This is a genomic window from Bacillus sp. A01H, assembly GCF_045277205.1.
Taxonomy (GTDB): Bacteria; Bacillota; Bacilli; order Bacillales; family Bacillaceae_G; genus Bacillus_A; species Bacillus_A paranthracis.
This window is the reverse complement of record NZ_CP117702.1, coordinates 5,270,711-5,290,070: the sequence shown is the minus strand read 5'-3', so window position 1 is coordinate 5,290,070 and position 19,360 is coordinate 5,270,711. Positions and strand designations below refer to the sequence as shown.

The window sequence follows — 19,360 nt, the reverse complement described above, 5'->3', positions numbered from 1 at the left end:
AACATGTATTGTAAAACTTGTGGTTTAGAACAATCGGATGTAGCGAATTATTGTACACATGATGGATCAAGTACAGGTAGTGTAGAAAGTGAAGTTATGTTAGCACCGAAAGACTCAAAGTATTGCCGAACTTGTGGAGTGGAAAGTAAAGGGACCGCTACATATTGTGAGAAATGCGGGGATTCCTTATTAGGTATTATAAAAAAAGAAATGAAAACGAGATTACCAGACGAAGGTTTACAATTGCATGTAAGTCCATCTGGAAGCACTTTGAAAAAGGGTTTACTTGGTGGTGGGCTTGCAATTGCATGTATGTTTATAGCCGGTTGGATTGGTAGCTTAGTTGTCGATGCGGCGATTAACGATCTAGTGAGAACGATGCTCACAAAGATGGACGGTATGCTGAATGAGACTACTGTTAATCAATCTTTCATTGGCATAGCACCATTAATTTTAATGTATCATTTAATAGGCCTTGAAGTTAGTGGGAGCGGAGCGTATACGATGTCATTTATCCTTCATTTCCCATTGTTCATCTTGTTAGCAATTCCGGCACTTATATTAGGTGGAATTGGATTCTTTGTAGAGAAAAGCAACCCTTCTGCTATTTGGCGTGAGAAGTTACTAACATCGAGTGTCATCGGTATCGTATATGGAATTTTCTTGTGTATTGTTAGCTTTATTGCAGGTTCTTCTACGACAATTTCTCAATTCTATAAAACGATGACAATCAGTATTGGTTATTCACATGTTAGTAGTTTATTGTATGGCATTATATTTGGTTTATTATTTACCTTTATTGGTATGTGTATTCAAGCCGGGCCACACCGTCTATTATCTTCTATAAGTCGAAGTATTCCATATGCAACATCTATTTATTATAGTGTGGTAACTGTATTAAAAGGATTGCTTATTACATTTGGTATTATACTTATTACAATTTTATTTAGCAGTTCAAAGTCAGTGGGACCAATTGATTTTCCAGAGAAAACATATAAAACATTCATTTCATTAGAAGCAACACCATACATGTGGAATATGGCTCACTTTGCTCCAACAGCAATTGAATGGGGAGATATGGATAGAGAAATGAGAAGATACGCAATGGAAAAAGGGCCATTGCATTTATCTTATACGTCAGGAATATCAATAAATGGTACGTCATTAAAAGATTTGGAAATTGCTAACGGAGCTAATCTTCAACGAGTAAAAGAAATTGATGACTTTAATTCCTATATGCACTGGTGGGGGTTATTAATTTTATTACCATGTATTTTACTATTTAGAGCTGGAATGAAATTGGCTCAATATCCGATGAAAAATATGTACGTAACTATCGCTGTGTTTAGTGTGGTGTATACTGTGATGATGCTTTGTGTAAATGGATTGGCCAAAATTCATGTTGAGGCCTCAGGGAGTAAAGAAGTGATGAAAGAATTTGCTGGGATTTCCGGTCCATTGTTTTCTATTCAAAGTAGCGCGCTGTATTTAATTGTAGGTAGTTTTCTTCTTTCTTACGCATTAACATTCGCCGGTATGAAGTTAGGGAAAAAATAAGGGGGAGAGCCATTTGAAGTTTTGTGGGAAATGTAATAAACAAGTTGCAGATCATTTGAACTTTTGTTCCGAGTGTGGAAGTAAGGTAGATGTAATTGCTGATCAGGCAACTTCTTCTCGTTCAGAAGTACAACGAGAAATAAAGCCAGTGAAAAGTAAGAAAAATATAATGTTACTTATAGGCTTTGTTGTTATCTTTGCTATATTGTTTGGTGCGTATAAATTTGGAGCAAGCAAGTTTTCGAAAGAAAAGCAGGTCAATGCTATGATTGAAGCATTCCAAAAGAAAGATGCGAATGCAATTGATGAGTTTGTAAAAGTAGATGATCCGAGTTTGAAAGTGAAAGTTGACGATATTAAAGGATATATCCGTTATTTAAAAGAAAATCCTTCTTATAATAAAGAACTGCTATCTTATTTACAAAGAGAGACAGTAGATCAAAAACTAGCAAGTGATAAAGCATCATTTAAAGATGGTCAAATTATAGAAGACGGTAAAGAATGGTTCTTATATCCGAAATATAAATTTAATATGAAATCTTATTATATGAATGTAAGCACAACTGCGAAAAGCGCTGAAATATATGTGAATGATAAGAAAGAGACAGAGTTATCGAGTGATAAAACTTCAAAAGAAGTTGGTCCATATTTCCCTGGTTCTTACGTTGTAAAGGCAAAAGCGAAGACGGAACTAACTGAGTTAGAAACAGAAAAAGAAGTGGACTTGGCAGATGAAAAAGAGGCGAAAGTGGATGTGACATTATCATTAGAAGGAAATTATGTAACCATTTCTTCTGATGAAAATGATGCAACTGTATTTGTGAATGGAAAAAAACGTGGAAAATTAAGCTATGGAAGTTATAAGCTTGGTCCTGTATCCACAGATGAAACAGTAGAAGTACATTTAGAGAAAACTACTGATTTTGGTGTGATGAAATCTGAAAGTGTTAAAATCGGAGACCAGAGCACGTATTACTTAAAATTCCCGAAAGAAACATCAAGTTCGGCTGTCGGCGACTTTGTACGAAATCATCTTTATGATAATGTGCGTGCGATTTCATTAAATGATTTTAGCCTAATTGAAAATAATTATGATAAGAGCGGGAAATCGTACAAGGAAGACCGTGATTATATACAGTATTTACACAAAAAAGGAATTACAGAAGATTTATTAACAATGGAAATTCGTAATGTAGAGCGTCAAAGTGCTACGAAATATAAAGTAACGACATATGAAGAGTATCATATTCGTTACGGTGATGGCTCTGTGAAGTTCAAAAGCTTTAATAATGATCATATCGTTACTGTGAATGGAAATGGAAAGATATTGTACCATTCTCTTGGAGCGAATAATACGTTGAAATCAGAGGAAGTATCTGGTCCAACTCATTAATGCAAAAGACTATCTCATGATTGAGATAGTCTTTTTTTGATTAGAAGCGGGTTTCTTTTAATATCGCTTGTACATACGGATCATGTAATATTTGCTCTATGATTGGTAACATGTTTTGTTCGAATGGAATGTCGATAGGGAATGGCTTTTGTGAGCCGGGTTTGATTCCATATTGGACAAATTTGTAATGTGTATTTTCTTCAGACTTGAGCACAATTAATTTATAGCGATTGTCATCGCCAGCGAGTGAAAAATCAATAGAAGTAGCGTCATATGTTACTTCATCTTTATATATATACGGTTTTGGTGTACCGATCCAGTCTACTTTTGCTTGTACATTCATGGGTATAACCTCCTCGTATATTAATATTTAAGCCCTATTACAGGCTTAGATTTTCTTCTTAATAAGAGCCCTATAAATAAAAATACTTGGACGTCCCAAGATATTTCTAGATAATGATTTTAGGATCATTTGGGACAATTCTTTCACCTCCTGTGGATTTACCACATTTGAAGAGTGTTTCTCAGTGAACGTGCGGGACTCCCTACTCGCAGGCTGAGCAGCCTGACCCTCGAACCTAGATGATAGTAGCTCTAGGGCGGCTTTCGATTCAGGACTAGCTCTCATACACGAGGTTGTTGGTCGGCGTACACACTAGAGATATCTCGAGACGTCCAAGAAATGATTCTAATATAGAAGGGAGGTCTCTTACATGAGATTATTTGTTGGTTTAGATGTAAGTTCGTTTGATATGAAAGTTTGCTTTTTAAATGGTGATGGAGAAAAACTGGATTCTTTTTCGGTCAGTAATGACCTACCGGGAGCTACTACACTCAAAGAAAAATTATTACAGTGTGTTGCAGGTAAAGAGGTCGACATCCTTAAGATTGGTCTAGAATCCACCTCTGTTTACAGCTTTCATCCTTCTATGTTTCTTCACCATGATATAGATTTACAGCGTTTTGGAGCAAAAGTATTTCTCCTAAACCCAAAGCAAGTCGCAAATTTTAAGAAAAGTTATTCTGACATGAATAAAACCGATGAGATTGATGCCTTTGTCATTGCTGATTACTTACGATTTGGCCGTAATCAAATGTCTATCGTAAAAGAAAGCCAGTACGTGGCACTGCAGCAATTAACTCGATCACGATACCAACTTGTCAAAATGTTAACGAAAGAAAAACAACACTTTCTTCAACACCTAAGTTTTAAATGTAATACATTTTCACAAGAGGTGGATACTTCCGTATTCGGTAGCGCCATGACAGAACTATTTCTTGAAAAATTCAGCTTAGAGGAACTCGCTAATATGCCTTTAGAAGAACTCGCTGAGTTCCTACAGAAAAAAAGTCGAAACCGTTTTGGTGATCCAAAATGCGTAGCAGCATCCATTCACAAAGCTGTGAAAGTTTCTTATCGCTTGGATAAGGTTGTAGAAGATTCAATAGATGTCATCTTAGGTACATCCATCGCAGTCATTCGTACGTTTCAACAGCAAATCAAGGAATTAGAAAAGTCTATTAAAAAAATCATGGCTGGTTTGACCCAAACACTTGAATCTATTCCTGGAGTAGGCCCTGTTTTCGCTGCCGGTATCATTGCTGAAATTGGCCAAATCGAAAGATTTGACGATGAAACAAAAATAGCCAAATACGCTGGATTATACTGGCGAAAGCACCAATCCGGTCGTTTTACAGCCGAAGATACTTCATTATCCCGTACAGGTAATCATTACTTGCGTTATTACTTAGTTGAAGCCGCCAATTCAGTAAGAAAGCATGTATCAGATTATCAAGAGTATTACGTGAAAAAATATAATGAAGTACCAAAACATCAACACAAACGTGCACTCGTTCTAACCGCAAGAAAATTTGTGCGATTGGTGGATGCGCTACTACGTAGCCACCAACTTTTTACGCCTGGAAGGTGTGTGAAAGAATGACATAAAATTTTGTCATCGCTACCTTTCATTATTTTCCAGTAAATTACATTCGTTACTGGTTTAGTTTTGTGATGCCTTTTTTAAACAAATTGACCTTTGACAACTTTAAACTTTGTTATTTCTAAGTTGACATACTACCGCAGGTCTTATATGTATTATATAAAAAATAAAAGCCAGCTCTCAACAAAGAGAGCTGGCTTTAGCAGTCATTGGTTATTTTAAAATTTTCACTTTAACAGTTTTGCGGCCCCATTTTTGAGCAGCGCTATCTGATCCAAGTAGGATGTCGATACGGTTACCTTTAATTGCACCGCCAGTATCTCCAGCGATAGCTTCTCCGTAACCTTCTACCCATACTTTAGATCCTAATGGGATTACTTTCGGATCAACAGCGATCATTTTCATGTTTGGGTTCGCTGTTAAGTCATGACCCATTGCAGTTAATACACGGCCGCCATATGTGCCACCGTTTTCGCTCGGATGAGCTGTATATGCTGTAGCTACAACTGTTAACTCACGACCACCAGCAGGTGCGCTAGTGTTAGCAGCTTTTACAGCAGGCTTAGCAGCTTGTTTTGCTTGTGCTGCAGGTGCTTTAGCTGGTGCTACAGCTTTAGCAGGAGCAGGTTGTTCTTGTTTCTCAATAACAGGTGCTGTACCTGTTAAGAAAGGAACGTGAACGTAAGCTGTTTTTCCGTTATATTCGAATTGTAACCACTCATTTTGTACTTGGTTCGTTGTTTCAATCATATCATCTTTCTTAAGCGTCCCAAGAATTTCTGAGTTTGTGTTCGCTTCAGCACGTACGTTTAATACGTTAGCTGTTACGTAGTAGATGCTTTTAGTGAACTCTGCACTTACGAATGCGTCTTTACCATCTAAAGTGATTTTTGACCATCCGTTCTCTGTATTTTGAACATCTATTTTATTACCGTTTAGTAATTTACCGACAACTTTTGATTCAGTAGTAGGGTTTTCGCGTACATTTAGTACGTCTGTTGTTACAACAGTTTCTGCATTAGCAGATGATGTGAAAATCCCAAGACCAAAAACTGCTGCTGTTGCTATACCAATTAATTTTTTCATGATAGCCTCCATTGCGTTTGTTTTCGTGTCCTCATTATAGCAACAGATTTTTTCGGATTTGGGGAAAACACACAATTACAAACCATTCGTAATAAGTCGTTAACATGCTGTAATATAACAAAAAATATAGGAAAGCGTTTTTCATTCTATATGATTAGTAGGTTTCTACTTATATTCAAAATATTTAATACAACATATTGTTTTCGACGTAAATAAAAATATTACAGGAGTGTTACATGATGTTTACTAAACGATTACATTCCTTGAGTATTTTACCGTTTTATGGGTAATATAGTTATATAAACATAAACATTTCATTTGTGAAATTATAAACACGTGCTATATACTAGCAAAAAAACCGCATAATTGTTACAAAAAGAAAGGGTTGCAAGGAAGAAAAATGCCCTTTTTTACATCTGTAACACACCTTTTTTGGGGGAAATATATTCCCATCCGCATTTTTCTCGCACAATTTGACAGCAGTATTTCAATCTTATAGCTCTTGCAGAGTGAAAAAGGTTATACGGAAGGTAAGGCTGTCCATAAGAATTCGAATTGGTGAAGGTGAAAGTAAGAAAAACACCACAAAAATCATAGTTTTCTATCCGATTTTACATATCGGAATTTATGTTATTTACAAAAGTGAAACCTACGAAGGGGGATTTGATGAGGAAACTGACAAAAACATTCATCGTTTCATTAACATTATGTATTGCATTTACACTTTGGGGGATTATTCCCGAATCTATTATGGGAAAAGGTAGCCTAGGAAATGTAACAACCGCAATTCAAACTGCATTAGTTAGTAAGTTTGGATGGTTCTATATTATTTCTGTTTCTATTATTTTAGGTGTGTCTATCTTTTTAATTGTTTCGAAATACGGTTCTATTCGTTTAGGTAAAGATGATGACGAGCCTGATTATAGTTATATGACATGGTTTGCTATGTTATTTAGTGCTGGTATGGGTATCGGCTTAGTCTTCTGGGGCGTTGCGGAACCATTAAACCATTTGTATGCACCTCCGTTTGGAGAGAGTGCAACTGAGGAAAGTGCACGTCTTGCACTGCGTTTTTCATTTTTCCATTGGGGATTACATCCTTGGGGACTATATGCATTTGTAGCGCTTTGTATTGCTTACTTTACTTTTAGAAAAGGAAAAGCAAGTACAATTAGTGCGACAGTAGGACCGTTATTTAAAGGCGGGGACCATGGACGTATTGCTCATTTATTTGATGTGTTAGCTGTTTTCGCGACTGTGTTTGGCGTGGCAACATCATTAGGTCTTGGTGCAAAACAAATTGCCGGTGGTGTTAGTTATTTAACATCCATCCCGAATTCATTAACGACTCAGTTAGTTATTATTGCAATCGTAACAGTGTTATTTATGTTATCTGCGCAAACAGGTCTTGATAAAGGAATTAAATATTTAAGTAATACGAATATTATTTTGGCATTTGCACTTATGATTATTGTATTATTTGCAGGTCCAACAAACTTTATTATGAATTACTTCACCTCAACAATTGGTGCTTACATTCAGGAATTACCAAGCATGAGTTTCCGATTAAGTCCATTAGATGAAGGTGGAAACCAATGGATTCAATCGTGGACAATTTTCTATTGGGCATGGTGGATTGCATGGTCACCATTCGTAGGTACATTTATTGCTCGTGTTTCACGAGGACGTACCATTCGTGAGTTTGTTATCGGTGTGTTGCTCGTACCGACCGTAATTGGTGCCCTTTGGTTCTCTGTTTTCGGCGGAACTGGTATTCATATGGAGCTGTTCGGTGATGCACATATTTTTGAAAAAGTGAAAGAGATGGGAACAGAAGTAGGGTTATTCGCTATGTTTGACCAGATGGGAAGCTTTGGATCGGCTTTATCTGTTCTAGCTATTCTTCTTATTTCTACATTCTTTATTACATCTGCAGATTCAGCGACATTCGTTTTAGGGATGTTAACGACACATGGTAGTTTAAATCCACCAAATCGCATTAAAATGATCTGGGGTATCGTTTTAGCTGCTCTAGCTTCTATCTTATTATATGTAGGTGGATTAGAAGCCTTACAAACGGCAGCTATCATTGCAGCATTCCCATTCGTCTTCGTTATTTTCTTTATGATGGCAGCCTTATTTAAAGAGTTACAAAAAGAAGGACGTATGAAGCGTCATAAATAATAGAAGGAAAAAGAGCTGATTATGTATCAGCTCTTTTTTATATAGAAGGAACTTGAACTGCAAGTAAGGGAAATAAAAGGCATACTATATTAGTAGTATGCCTTTTATACGAATGAAAATCGATATATTTCGACAATGTTCGATGTTTTGCAAATTCTATTCGTATTTTTGACAAAAAATTGTCGGAAATGTGTTGTCACGTTTATATATATGTGCTATATTATTTCCTGTAAGCGATTTCAAATAGTTTTAAAGCGTATTCAAGGGGGACATCTAGAATAATGAAACGTTACGAAAGAAAGTGGAAGCATATTTGTTTGAAACGTGTGGCACATCGTAGTGTCCAAGAAAGCACGGAACCTAAGACTGAAACGCGTAAAGAGCAACAAGAGAAGCAATTGGTTCTACAAAAATAGCAATCACTTTTTCGTATATAAATGAAGGTCGATCGTTCGTTGGGGGATGGACGTGAAATTACTTTCAGCTAAGGGGTATTGTCTGATATATATTTTATACGGCAATAAATAAGCACAGAGCATACGGCGCTCTGTGCTTATTTTTATTATTTATCTTTTTTGAATCGAACAGTTTTATCCCAGCCAATGACTTGTTTCTTGCTCTTTGCACGTAAGTATAAAATTAAGCTACGAATGAATAAGTACGTAAAGAGCTGTGCGTACGTAAAGTACATGATCACACTAATAAAAATATTAGTTGGTGTAAAGGTTCGTTCCACACTCTGGGCACTAAATAATTGAGAAACATATGTAACGTATGCGACATACCACATGAATAGTAGCGGAATGCTATATTGAATTTGGAATATCCCGAGTAACCCAATTACAAACCAAACGTTCGAAATGATTAAGAATAACCAAAATACAACATATACTAAAACTTGTTGTAAAGAATGGACGAGCAGTTTTCCTTTAAAGAAACTTAATGAAGAAAACATTTTTTCTAAAATGTACAAGTTCCCTTGGAGCCAACGTGTACGCTGCTTAATAAGGATTTTTAAATGCTCAGGTTCTTGTTCCCATGTAATTGACTCTGGAACGATTGGCAGGAGATAACCTTTTTGTGTAATTCGTAATGTTAATTCAGCATCTTCAGCAATTGCATAAGGGTCATAGCCGCCAAGCTCTTCTAATGCAGCGCGACGAAGAAGCATGTTTGTTCCTGTTAGTGAACCTGTTTGGAATAGTAACCAGCGTCCGGATTGCATAAGGAGCTGGAAGATTTGAAATTCTAACGAAATCATTCGTGTTAGCCAGTTTCTTTTTTCATTTACAGTACGAACATGCCCAACAGCTCCAACAGCATCCTCGGTTGTTTCAGCGTGTTCTACAAGCATTCGCAATGCATGTGGTTCAGGCTGGTTATCTGCATCATAAACACAGAAGTATTCACCATCTGAAATACTAAGGCCATAGTTTAATACACGTGATTTTCCTTTTGGTTCACCAGGGGGAACGCGAATGTGACGAATATGAGCATAAGCTTTGTCAAAATCGTCACCAATTTCAGGTGTCTCATCTTGCGAGTTATCGTTTAATAAATAAACAGTTAGTTTGCCTGGATATTCAATCTTTGCCATCGCCTCTAAAGTATCTTTAATCACGACGCCTTCATTGTGAGCTGGTATTAAAATATCGACGCTTGGGTAATGTTCTAGCGTACGATCTTTTCGTTTCCTACTTCGGTGAACTAAACCTGCGAGTGTTAAGAAAGAATAGTAAACGAGTAAGCCAGAGAATAGAAAGGCTGTAAAAATAAGTACATACTTAATCGAAAATGTGATGCTAATCCAAAAAACAAGTACGCAAAACAGGAGGAATAAAAGAAGTATAACGAGTGTCATCATAATAACGTCTGTCCTTTGTTCCCAATTTGCTCGCGTGAAATTTTTATATCTTGGATCGCTTCAGCAGCAAGCCATTGCTCCATTTTTGGCTTTAGGCGGTTCATTACAATGTCAGCACCGGCTTCATTTGTATTTTGTAATAAAATAACGAGCGTATTATTATCATATTTAGCAGCAAGGTCAAAGTCAGCTCTTACCGTTTCAACTAATAAGGAAGCTACACGGTCCATAACACTTTCCTTCGTATATTTACTAAAGGAAGTGAAATCAAAATAAATCATAACGCCTGTTTCATTACGACGATTCATTGCATTGATTAATAATGCTTGTCGTCTCTCAAATTCTTGTCTTGTTAATAATTTCGATTCTCCGATGTATTGTTCTAACGTTCTCACACGTTCGGTTAATTCTTTATTTTCATGAATAACCTTCTTTAATAGATGAGTGGAGATATATACAATGAAGAAATTTGCTGCCATTAGGAAGTGAGTAATAATGTATTCCCATTGTTCTGATGTACTCCATAAGTAAAGCCATGCTTGGTAGAACAGGTAGAATACCGAAATAATGGTTCCTAATATGAAGAAAACAAATGCAGTTTTATCAGGCAAAAATAGAAATAGTACATTAACAATTACATATATAATTGTAAAAATGAGAGCATGCTCATATTGCGTTACATGTACAGTTGTAAAATAAAATAAAATTTGTAAAATCCACATAGAGAGGACTTTATAGAAGTTATCTTTCACAAAACTTTCCTCCTTAAAGATAATTCATACAAGGATACTTGTAGTATGCGCAATTATTAAGAAATAGACCGGATGACTATATTCTTTTTGAGAGGCAACAAAAAGTAGTATCCCTCTTTTGTAAGAAAAAATAAACAGACTTGATAATTATTGTATCATAATGTTTTTATATTTCAGCATAAAGTATTTAATATATACTGAGAAAATAAAGCAAGTCCCCTCTTTAGAAAGAGGGGACTTGTTTTATTTTATAGGAACATCATACCTGCAACTGCTGCGTTTAAGAAGTTAGCTAGTGTACCAGCGATAACTGCTTTAATCCCTAATTGTGCAATTTGTTTACGGCGAGTAGGAGCTAATGTTCCTGTTACACCTAATTGAATTGCGATAGAAGAGAAGTTTGCGAATCCACAGATTGCGAATGTTAAAATTAGATTTGTTTTTGCAGAGAACTCTGCCATATGTGGTCCTAAGTTTGCGTATGCAACGAATTCGTTGATTGCAAGTTTTTGACCGATAAAGCTTGCTGCTTGTACGGCTTCACCAGGAGAAACCCCGATTAAAATTGCAAATGGTGATAGTAAGTAACCGAAGATTAAATCAAGGCTAAGTTTAATATCGAACCAAGAGCCAATCCATCCTAATAGGCCATTTAATAAAGCGATTAATGCGATGAAAGCCATTAACATTGCTGCTACGTTAATAACAAGTTGCATACCTTCTGATGCACCACGTGCTGCTGCATCAATAACGTTTGCATCTTCACGCTCTGTAGAAAGTTCAACGTTATTATCTACTTTTTCTGTTTCTGGCATAATTAGTTTTGCAATTAATAGACTTGATGGAGCTGCCATAATTGCTGCTGCTAACAAGTGTTCTAACGGAATACCCATTGCTGCATAGCCGACAAGAACTGATCCAGCAACAGCTGTCATACCGCTTACCATAATAGCGAAGAATTCACTATTTGTTAAACGTGCTAAGTAAGGTTTGATTAAGATTGGAGCTTCAGTTTGTCCTAAAAATACAGTTGTTACTGAGTTTAAACTTTCTGCTTTAGAAGTTCCAAGAAGTTTACTTAACCCGCCACCAATGATACTAACAAATTTCTGCATAATACCGAAATGATATAAGATTGCTACTAATGAACTAATAAATACGATTGGAAGTAGTGCTTGAATAACGAAGATAAATCCCCAAGGTCCTTTTGCGTTGACTAAATCCCCAGCAACGAACTTAATTCCCTCGTAAGAAAAATTAATTAATCCTTGAACGCCATCTGCAGCGTGTTTTAAACCTGCTTTTCCGGCATCCCATCGTAATACGATAAATGAAAATGACATTTGTAATGCTAGCGCGATTAAAATTGTGCGCCAATTAATAGCTTTGCGGTTGGAAGATAGTAAGAAAGCGATTGCTAATACTCCAATCACGCCGCCAATTCCCCATAAAAGATTCATGCAGTGTATGCTCCTTCCTCATAGTAAAAAAATGTATAAAACAGTTGTCTATACTTCTGCAAATATAACATCTTAAGTAACTTATCATAATGGACATCAGAGGTCAAACGTCTAACGAAAAGTTTAAATAAAAAGAAAATTCTTCAAAAAAACACATATAAAATGATTAGACATGAAATAGGTTATGTTTTTTATGTGAAAATATACATTATGATAACGTTATGGATCATTATTGTAGAATATAGTGTATGAAATAGGAAAATAGATACATTATTTTTTTAGGGAAATAGGTTATACACATTAAAAAGAGCCTTCTAGTAATCTAGAAGGCTCTAAAAATATAACTTAAGGTGCTTTCGTATAACCTAAGAAGTGCTTACTCCAATAAGAATTGCTTAATGAAGCGATTGCTACACCTTTATCTCCGGCTTGGATAAATGATCCGCCCCCAAGGTAAATACCCATGTGAGAAGGACCCGATTTATAAGTGTTTTGGAAATAAATTAAGTCGCCTGGTTGTGGATTTGAAGTTTGTGGTAGGCTACCCCAATATCCCGCAACACTTTGACGGCTAATGTTATGACCAAATTTCTTAAATACGTGGTAGATGTAGCCACTGCAGTCCACACCGTTAGCAGAAGTTCCGCCCCAAACGTATGGTACGCCTTGCATTCCTTTTGCATATGCAAGTATAGAAGAACTGTTGCCGCTATTATTACCTGTATTGTTGTTATTGTTTTGATTGTTATTTTGATTGTTGTTAGGCTTATTATCTACTGCGCCGCCAACTGGTGTTTTAGAAAGGTAACGTGTTCCGATATAACCAGTTTGACCGTTGTAGTTAATTTTGCTCCATCCAGAGTTTTCAGAGATTACTTGAACCTTCTGTCCTTGTGGAAGTGCGCCTATGATTCTATAATTTGTACCTTCACCACTACGTACATTTAAGGCAGAAGCATTAATGTAGTAGTCACCAATTGCACCTTGATTAGGTTGTTCAGGTTGTTTTGGTTGCTCAGGAGTAGTAGTGCCACCTTTAACGAATTTCATGAATTCGCTACTAACGTAGCCTGTTTTTCCTTGATAGTTAACTTTAAACCAGCTACCTTCAGAGCCAATTACGTTTAATGTCGTACCATTTAATACGCCACCAATTACGCTATGGTAAGTAGCAGGGCCTGTGCGAACGCGTAGAGATGTTGCGTTAACAACGTAAGTACCACCAGTTTGAACAGTTACATTATTGTTTTGGTTATTATTTTGGTTGTTTCCTTGTGTAGCGTTATCGCTAGAACCGCCTTTTGTTACGTAGTCTTTGCTTACGTAAGCTGTTTGGCCTGCATAATTGATTTTGAACCAATCTTGAACTTCGCCAACAACTTGTACTACTTGTCCTTTTGTAACAGAACCTACAGTTGTGTGAGAAGTGCTAGGACCTGTACGAACACGAAGGGAAGATACATTTACTGTATAGTTTCCGCTTGCTGGTTTTACAGATTCTTGGTTGTTATTATTCGTATTGTTGTTTGAAGAACCTGTATTAGCAGAAACGCCAGATACAAATTCACCACTTACATAACCTACTTGTCCATTATGGTTGATTTTTACCCAACCATTTTCTTGACCAATTACGTTTAATGTTTGTCCTTCATATACACGTCCTGAAACAGAACTAGAAGTGTTAGGAGCGGTACGTACACGTAATACATCAGCAGTAACTTTATTCTTTCCACCTGTTGTACTTACATTGGAATTGCTTGCACCATTTTTTGATACAAATTCACCACTAACAAAGCCTGTTTGTCCATTCATGTTAATTTTGTACCAACCATTTTCTTCGCCAATCACGTTTAGTGATTGACCGTTATAAACGCGCGAGATGATGTCGTGAGAAGTACTTGATCCTGCACGAACATGTAATACGTCAGCGTTAACCTTATAAGATGAGCTGTTTGATGCAGAAGCTTGGACAGTTGTAGCAGCTTTTTGTGTATTTTGTTCAGGGGCAGCTTGAACACTATCAAGTGTAGGTGCTGCTCCTCCTGCTACAGACACTGCCGCAAGACCGGCAAGGTATTTTTTCATAATTTGTCGATTCCTTTCTGTCTGTAATGTAGTGAAGAAATATTTACCAACTGTTAAAAATTCTAAAGAGCATGTCGATTACTGTCAAGACTTATGCGGGAATCTGAATATGACAAAAAGATTACAAGAAAAAATCAAGGCATAAATCTATACCTTGATTTCCATTTAAATACATATATTGAATGTAGAAAGGATAGAAATTATTCGTGTTTAAGAAGATGACATATTGGATTGTAACAAACTCTGAGAAAATGATCGTTGCAGCATTTTCGTGATAGGGCCAACTTGACCATCTCGGATTGCGGTTCCATCAAGATGAGTCATCGGCAAAATTTCAATCGTCGTTCCTGTAAAAAAGCATTCATCCGCTTGATAAACATCACGAACGCTGAAAAGCTCTTCTTGTACTGGAATACGAAGGGTTTTCGCTAAAGAAAGAACATATTGACGAATAATGCCATTTAAAATAAGGTGATTAGCTGGATGTGTGTAAAGAGTTCCGTTTTTAATGAGAAAGAAGTTAGAGTGGCTGCCCTCAGTTACAGTACCATTTCGTACGAAAAGGGCCTCTTTACAACCTTTTCGTTCCGCTTTCGTAGTAGCTAATATATTCGGTAATAAGTTTAATGATTTAATATCACAGCGTAGCCAGCGCGTATCCGGTTCTGATATGGCACGTACACCATATTCAATCCATAACGCTGGTCTTTCTTTGTAATATAGGCATAGATTGTTGGAGGGACGTCATATGAGAACGTATGGGTACGAGCTTGTACACCACGAGATACTTGCAAATAAATCGTTCCATCTTCGTGGAAATTATTATTTTCGATTAGTTTATAAAGTAGGGTAATCAGTTCCGCTTTTGAGAAAGGGAGTGTTAATTCTATTTCTTCCATGGAGCGATATAATCTTGTGATATGCGGATCTAATAAGTGAAAGTTCCCTTTATATAGACGAATAACCTCGTAGACACCATCCCCAAACTGCAAGCCTCTTTCCTCAAGGTCTATGTACGTTTTTTGTTTCGTTGTATCAATAACTGCATCATTCCAAAGTACAAATCTTTCATATGCCAATTTTCGTCCCATCCTTTCGTAAGTGCATAAGTAAAGTGAAGTTTTCATTCATTTGGAATAAAAATCACTACAGTAATTTTTATGTGAGTAATTCTTTACATATGACGTATATGTATTTGTAAATGGTAGAGAAGTGGTAGTGATTTACAGCATTTCGTATATACAAATTCGAAAATAAGAAATAAGAATCCTGCTTTTAAATAAAAAAAAGCAACATTCTTATGGAATGCTGCACAAGGAGGGTAGCTATCTTTCATAGGGACATCGTCTTATTGAATGTTTTGTGTATGGAAACAAAACATATTGAAAGACAATTATAAGAAAGTAGAAATAAACGATTCACATATTTCTTTAAGGGATCTTATTACAGATGAGAGATAAGAAATATATAGAACCTCGTTTACATATTTTATTATAGAGATACTTCATTAATTTTATATGAATATTTGGTAAAGGTTATGTAATGTTAAAGTTAATGAATATAAGTAATTGTATGGAGGAATATAAAAAAAGAGGCTGAGATTACTCAGCGCTCTTCTTTTCTTCTTTAATAGCTGTCTTTACTTCACCAGTTTTGATCTTGTTGCTTTCAGAGAAGCGAAGTAAGTCACCCTCAATGATTTTGTCAGACATGCTCAATTCATTTTGGGCACGATCAATAAGTGGTTGAGATTCTTCTTTTGGTAGTTGTACAACTTCGCCAGTAGCACGGTCGTAGAATGTACTGTTCGTGTACATGTACTTATCTGTAACGAAGCTACCATCACGAAGAACAACGAATCCTTTATTGTCAGGTGAGAATACGTCATGACCGAATCGAACGTCATTCGTAGAATCTACACCAAGTAAGTTTAGAATAGTTGGTTTAATGTCAATTTCACCAGTTGGTTTTGAAATTGTTTTACCTTCTTTTTGACCTGGAACGTGAATAAACATTGGTGTTTTTTGTAAGTTCATATGGTCAAACGCAGTAATTTCTTCTTTTCCTAAGAACTGTGCCATTGCACGGTTATGGTTTTCAGAAATACCGTAGTGGTCACCGTAGAATACGATAACTGAGTTGTCGTAAATACCTTCTGCTTTTAGACGTTCAATAAAGTGTTTCATTGCTTCATCTAAGTAGCGAGCTGTTACCATGTAACGGTCAAATACGCCATCACCAGAATTGTATTCATCAATTAATTTTGTATTGTCATCATAAGTGAATGGGTAATGGTTTGTTAAAGTAAGGAAGCGAGTATAGAACGGTTGCTTCACTTGTTTTAACATATCGATAGATTGATCAAAGTACTCGATATCTTTTAATCCCCAGTTTAATTTCGTTTCTGGCGTAATCTTATAGTCAAGCTCGTTGTAGTAACGATCATAACCAAGTGCCGGATACATAATGTTACGGTTCCAGAATGTTGCGTTGTTTGCGTGGAATACTGCAGTGTAGTATCCTTGCTGACGTAAAATTTCTGGAGTTGCTGTGTATTCGTTGTTACCGTGTGTGAAGAATACAGCACCACGGTCTAGTGGATACATTGAAGTATCTACTAAGAATTCAGCATCAGATGTTTTTCCTTGCCCAGTTTGATGGAAGAAGTTATCAAAGTAATAACTTTCTTTCGTAAATTGGTTTAAGAATGGTGTAACTTCTTGTCCGTTAACTGTTGCACCGATTAAGAATGTTTGTAATGACTCAAGAGAGACAACGATTACGTTCTTCCCTTTTGCAGTACCAAACATATTTGGATCTGGTTTGCTTTGCGTTGTTTTTACGTAGTTCTCTGTTTCCTGTAACTTACTACCGTCAGCAAATGCTTTTTGTGAACTTGATTTTGCTTGTAAGCCAAGATCATATACTTGGTGTACATATAAACCTAAGTTTTTAACAAGCATAACGCGGTCGAATGAACGTGTTAATAGTTCTGGACGCTCAGCTTCTGCCAATCCTAAGTTTGCGAAGAAAATAGCAATTGTTGACACGAAGTATAGGGAACGCATTGGGCGTGCTACACGTTCTGTCGGTGCAAAATTCTTCATCTTCTTCAATAAAATGAAGAATACGATAATATCAGCAAATGCGAGGATAATTTTGTAGTTAAACAATTCTTTTACACTAGAACCTAAACTTCCGAAGTTAGATGTTTGTCCTAGTACTGGTAAAGTAACGAAGTCATTGTAGAATCCGTAGAACATTACGTTACCAACAAGAACGATTGTTAAGACAAAATTAATTCCAAGTGCTATATAGTTACGTTTTTTCCCTTTTGCAAATAATGCAAGACCAACAAGCAGTAATGATGCTGCTAATGGGCTAAGGAATAAAATGAATTCTTGCATGAAAGATTCAAGTTTTAAATCAAAGCTTGTGCGTGTAATAAGATATGTCTTCAACCATAAGGCTAAAGCTACGAATGCAGTGAAACGCACATTTTGAAATTGTGATTTCAAGGTTTCTTTCATTCATTTCCACCCTTTCTCTATCAGGCTTGGTCGATTTTGGAGCGAAAAATGCTAAAATAAAAAATACATAGTTTTCTTGGCCATAATTAGAGGTTCTATATTCACCCATATACGACTATAACTATGCATACCCTTTTAGTTTCTTGTGTTACTCATAAGCATAACGTCATTTCTGTATTATACAACAAAATTCATTTCTGAGAAACACTATAACATTTTACATTTTTTGTATGAGATTTGTCACTACCAGAGAAAACTTTAACATTCGTTTATATGTCCGTCAACTAGAAAATATAACAAAGGTAGAGCAGAATGTTAAGTGAAAGTGAAAATTTTCTTTGTTGAGAAATAAGAAATGACAATGGGTAAGTGGTTATCTAGAAACCTATTATATGAAGGGAAGTATGTAAAAATTAACGAACACTTGTTCTTTTTTGGTTTGTTTGTTACAATGAAAGTTCATTGATAGATTATGTGTAATTTTGATGAACTTTTACTGAAAACATATTGTAGCTTATTTCTTTTAAAAAAATAGGGAGGCTTTTACATGAAACAAAAATTTTCAGTTGAAGCATTTTGGAAGAAAGTAAAACATGTCGCAAAGCAAGCAGGGCAGTCGGTCATTTATGCAAGTTTATTATTGTTTTACGTTTTGCAGAAACCAGATGTTCCAAAGCGAGTGAAAATTATTGTAATTGGAGCACTTGCTTATTTTATTGCACCGATTGATGCGATTCCAGATTTCGTTGCTGGAATTGGTTATACGGATGATTTAGGGGCGTTAATGGCTGCGCTATTACAAGCGTCGTTATACGTTAATGATGATGTGAAAGATAAGGCACGAGTGAAGTTGACAGAATGGTTTGGTTCGGATATAGACACATCCTTTATCGATCAAAAATTAGATCAATAGGTGAGAACTGTCACATGGTGACAGGGCGAACGTAAGCGAGGAAGTGCATTATGCCGTCAGGAAGAACGCATACGAAAATAAACTTAATATCCCTTCCGGTTGTTTTGTTTATGCTCTTTTCGTATGGACTAACAAATTTTGATTTTTTATTAACTTTTGCAATTGGCTTTTTAGTAGGTACTACATTTTTAACACCGGATTTAGATACGTATAGTAATGCGTATAATAAATGGGGATTCCTGCGTATATTTTGGTATCCGTATAAGAAGGTGATGCCGCATCGCTCCTTCTTTACACACACAATTATACTTGGTGATGTGATTCGTATTGCATACATGTTAATTGTGTTTTCTCCGTTTTTATTCCTATTAAATGTAATCGCGCTTGACGGGAATTTAATAGAAATGGCGAAGGAACATGAGGTTGAAATTGTAACGTTCGTAATGGGAATTGTTGTGGCAAGCACGCTTCACATTATAGCGGATAAAGTGAATACGCGCCGTAAGAAAATGATGAGAAAAAAGAAGAAACGCAGAAGATAAAAAAACCGTCCCAAAAAGTATTTTGGGACGGTTTTTTCTTATTAATCAAAC

At 36.2% G+C, this 19,360-nt stretch carries 14 protein-coding genes and 1 pseudogene; 7 read left to right on the top strand and 8 right to left on the bottom strand.

Going from position 1 to position 19,360, the window contains the following annotated elements:
* The first annotated feature begins 3 nt into the window (after nucleotides 1–3).
* Nucleotides 4–1,557 carry a hypothetical protein gene (locus tag PSR14_RS28155; protein ID WP_000271593.1) on the top strand — a complete coding sequence of 518 codons (1,554 nt, stop codon included), beginning with the start codon at nucleotides 4–6 and terminating at the stop codon, nucleotides 1,555–1,557.
* Nucleotides 1,558–1,570: 13 nt separating this feature from the next.
* Entirely contained in the window at nucleotides 1,571–2,950 is a 1,380-nt protein-coding gene (locus PSR14_RS28150) for a zinc ribbon domain-containing protein (protein WP_000666874.1), read from the top strand.
* A 40-nt stretch (nucleotides 2,951–2,990) separates the two neighbouring features.
* On the opposite strand, the gene PSR14_RS28145 is transcribed toward PSR14_RS28150, so the two are convergent.
* A complete protein-coding gene (locus tag PSR14_RS28145; protein WP_001102521.1) occupies nucleotides 2,991–3,293 on the bottom strand; it encodes a DUF3910 family protein in 303 nt (100 codons plus the stop codon).
* A 370-nt stretch (nucleotides 3,294–3,663) separates the two neighbouring features.
* On the opposite strand from PSR14_RS28145, the gene PSR14_RS28140 reads away from it, so the two are divergent.
* A complete protein-coding gene (locus PSR14_RS28140) occupies nucleotides 3,664–4,893 on the top strand; it encodes an IS110 family transposase (protein ID WP_098487274.1) in 1,230 nt (409 codons plus the stop codon).
* Nucleotides 4,894–5,106: 213 nt separating this feature from the next.
* Here PSR14_RS28140 and PSR14_RS28135 read toward each other — a convergent pair whose 3' ends face one another.
* Nucleotides 5,107–5,979 carry a cell wall-binding protein EntA gene (locus PSR14_RS28135; RefSeq protein WP_000733324.1) on the bottom strand — a complete coding sequence of 291 codons (873 nt, stop codon included), beginning with the start codon at nucleotides 5,977–5,979 and terminating at the stop codon, nucleotides 5,107–5,109.
* Nucleotides 5,980–6,645: 666 nt separating this feature from the next.
* On the opposite strand from PSR14_RS28135, the gene opuD reads away from it, so the two are divergent.
* Both opuD and PSR14_RS28125 read left to right on the top strand, forming a co-directional pair.
* Nucleotides 6,646–8,163 (top strand): glycine betaine transporter OpuD, encoded by a 1,518-nt coding sequence (opuD, locus tag PSR14_RS28130; protein WP_001230133.1) that lies wholly within the window; start codon nucleotides 6,646–6,648, stop codon nucleotides 8,161–8,163.
* 281 nt (nucleotides 8,164–8,444) lie between these two features.
* The gene (locus tag PSR14_RS28125) at nucleotides 8,445–8,579 is read left to right on the top strand and encodes a hypothetical protein (RefSeq protein ID WP_000833067.1); all 135 of its coding nucleotides are present in this window, start codon (nucleotides 8,445–8,447) and stop codon (nucleotides 8,577–8,579) included.
* 146 nt (nucleotides 8,580–8,725) lie between these two features.
* Here the strand turns inward: PSR14_RS28125 and PSR14_RS28120 are convergent, their stop codons facing one another.
* From PSR14_RS28120 to PSR14_RS28095, 6 genes and pseudogenes are all read right to left on the bottom strand, one after another.
* On the bottom strand, nucleotides 8,726–10,027 hold the full coding sequence (locus PSR14_RS28120) for a glycosyltransferase (protein WP_000988773.1): 1,302 nt from the start codon (nucleotides 10,025–10,027) through the stop codon (nucleotides 8,726–8,728).
* Entirely contained in the window at nucleotides 10,024–10,779 is a 756-nt protein-coding gene (locus PSR14_RS28115) for a diguanylate cyclase domain-containing protein (RefSeq protein ID WP_000654292.1), read from the bottom strand. Before PSR14_RS28115 ends, PSR14_RS28120 begins: the two co-directional genes overlap by 4 nt.
* 248 nt (nucleotides 10,780–11,027) lie before the next feature.
* Nucleotides 11,028–12,239: a NupC/NupG family nucleoside CNT transporter gene (locus PSR14_RS28110; RefSeq protein WP_001051012.1), complete on the bottom strand. Its 1,212-nt coding sequence runs from the start codon at nucleotides 12,237–12,239 to the stop codon at nucleotides 11,028–11,030.
* 345 nt (nucleotides 12,240–12,584) lie between these two features.
* Nucleotides 12,585–14,324 (bottom strand): SH3 domain-containing protein, encoded by a 1,740-nt coding sequence (locus tag PSR14_RS28105; protein WP_000760286.1) that lies wholly within the window; start codon nucleotides 14,322–14,324, stop codon nucleotides 12,585–12,587.
* A 210-nt stretch (nucleotides 14,325–14,534) separates the two neighbouring features.
* Nucleotides 14,535–15,415: pseudogene (locus tag PSR14_RS28100) on the bottom strand (D-amino-acid transaminase).
* A 510-nt stretch (nucleotides 15,416–15,925) separates the two neighbouring features.
* On the bottom strand, nucleotides 15,926–17,854 hold the full coding sequence (locus PSR14_RS28095; protein ID WP_000665331.1) for an LTA synthase family protein: 1,929 nt from the start codon (nucleotides 17,852–17,854) through the stop codon (nucleotides 15,926–15,928).
* A gap of 547 nt (nucleotides 17,855–18,401) precedes the next feature.
* On the opposite strand from PSR14_RS28095, the gene PSR14_RS28090 reads away from it, so the two are divergent.
* Together PSR14_RS28090 and PSR14_RS28085 are read left to right on the top strand one after the other, a co-directional pair.
* A complete protein-coding gene (locus PSR14_RS28090) occupies nucleotides 18,402–18,767 on the top strand; it encodes a YkvA family protein (protein WP_000810368.1) in 366 nt (121 codons plus the stop codon).
* A gap of 50 nt (nucleotides 18,768–18,817) precedes the next feature.
* Nucleotides 18,818–19,309 (top strand): metal-binding protein, encoded by a 492-nt coding sequence (locus PSR14_RS28085; RefSeq protein ID WP_001139083.1) that lies wholly within the window; start codon nucleotides 18,818–18,820, stop codon nucleotides 19,307–19,309.
* Nucleotides 19,310–19,360: the final 51 nt, after the last annotated feature.

Coding starts and splice junctions, on each gene's coding strand:
- PSR14_RS28155 (WP_000271593.1), top strand. CDS start 4: ATGTATTGTAAAACTTGTGGTTTAGAACAATCGGATGTAGCGAATTAT.
- PSR14_RS28145 (WP_001102521.1), bottom strand. CDS start 3,293: ATGAATGTACAAGCAAAAGTAGACTGGATCGGTACACCAAAACCGTAT.
- PSR14_RS28140 (WP_098487274.1), top strand. CDS start 3,664: ATGAGATTATTTGTTGGTTTAGATGTAAGTTCGTTTGATATGAAAGTT.
- PSR14_RS28135 (WP_000733324.1), bottom strand. CDS start 5,979: ATGAAAAAATTAATTGGTATAGCAACAGCAGCAGTTTTTGGTCTTGGG.
- opuD (WP_001230133.1), top strand. CDS start 6,646: ATGAGGAAACTGACAAAAACATTCATCGTTTCATTAACATTATGTATT.
- PSR14_RS28125 (WP_000833067.1), top strand. CDS start 8,445: ATGAAACGTTACGAAAGAAAGTGGAAGCATATTTGTTTGAAACGTGTG.
- PSR14_RS28120 (WP_000988773.1), bottom strand. CDS start 10,027: ATGATGACACTCGTTATACTTCTTTTATTCCTCCTGTTTTGCGTACTT.
- PSR14_RS28110 (WP_001051012.1), bottom strand. CDS start 12,239: ATGAATCTTTTATGGGGAATTGGCGGCGTGATTGGAGTATTAGCAATC.
- PSR14_RS28105 (WP_000760286.1), bottom strand. CDS start 14,324: ATGAAAAAATACCTTGCCGGTCTTGCGGCAGTGTCTGTAGCAGGAGGA.
- PSR14_RS28095 (WP_000665331.1), bottom strand. CDS start 17,854: ATGAAAGAAACCTTGAAATCACAATTTCAAAATGTGCGTTTCACTGCA.
- PSR14_RS28090 (WP_000810368.1), top strand. CDS start 18,402: ATGAAACAAAAATTTTCAGTTGAAGCATTTTGGAAGAAAGTAAAACAT.
- PSR14_RS28085 (WP_001139083.1), top strand. CDS start 18,818: ATGCCGTCAGGAAGAACGCATACGAAAATAAACTTAATATCCCTTCCG.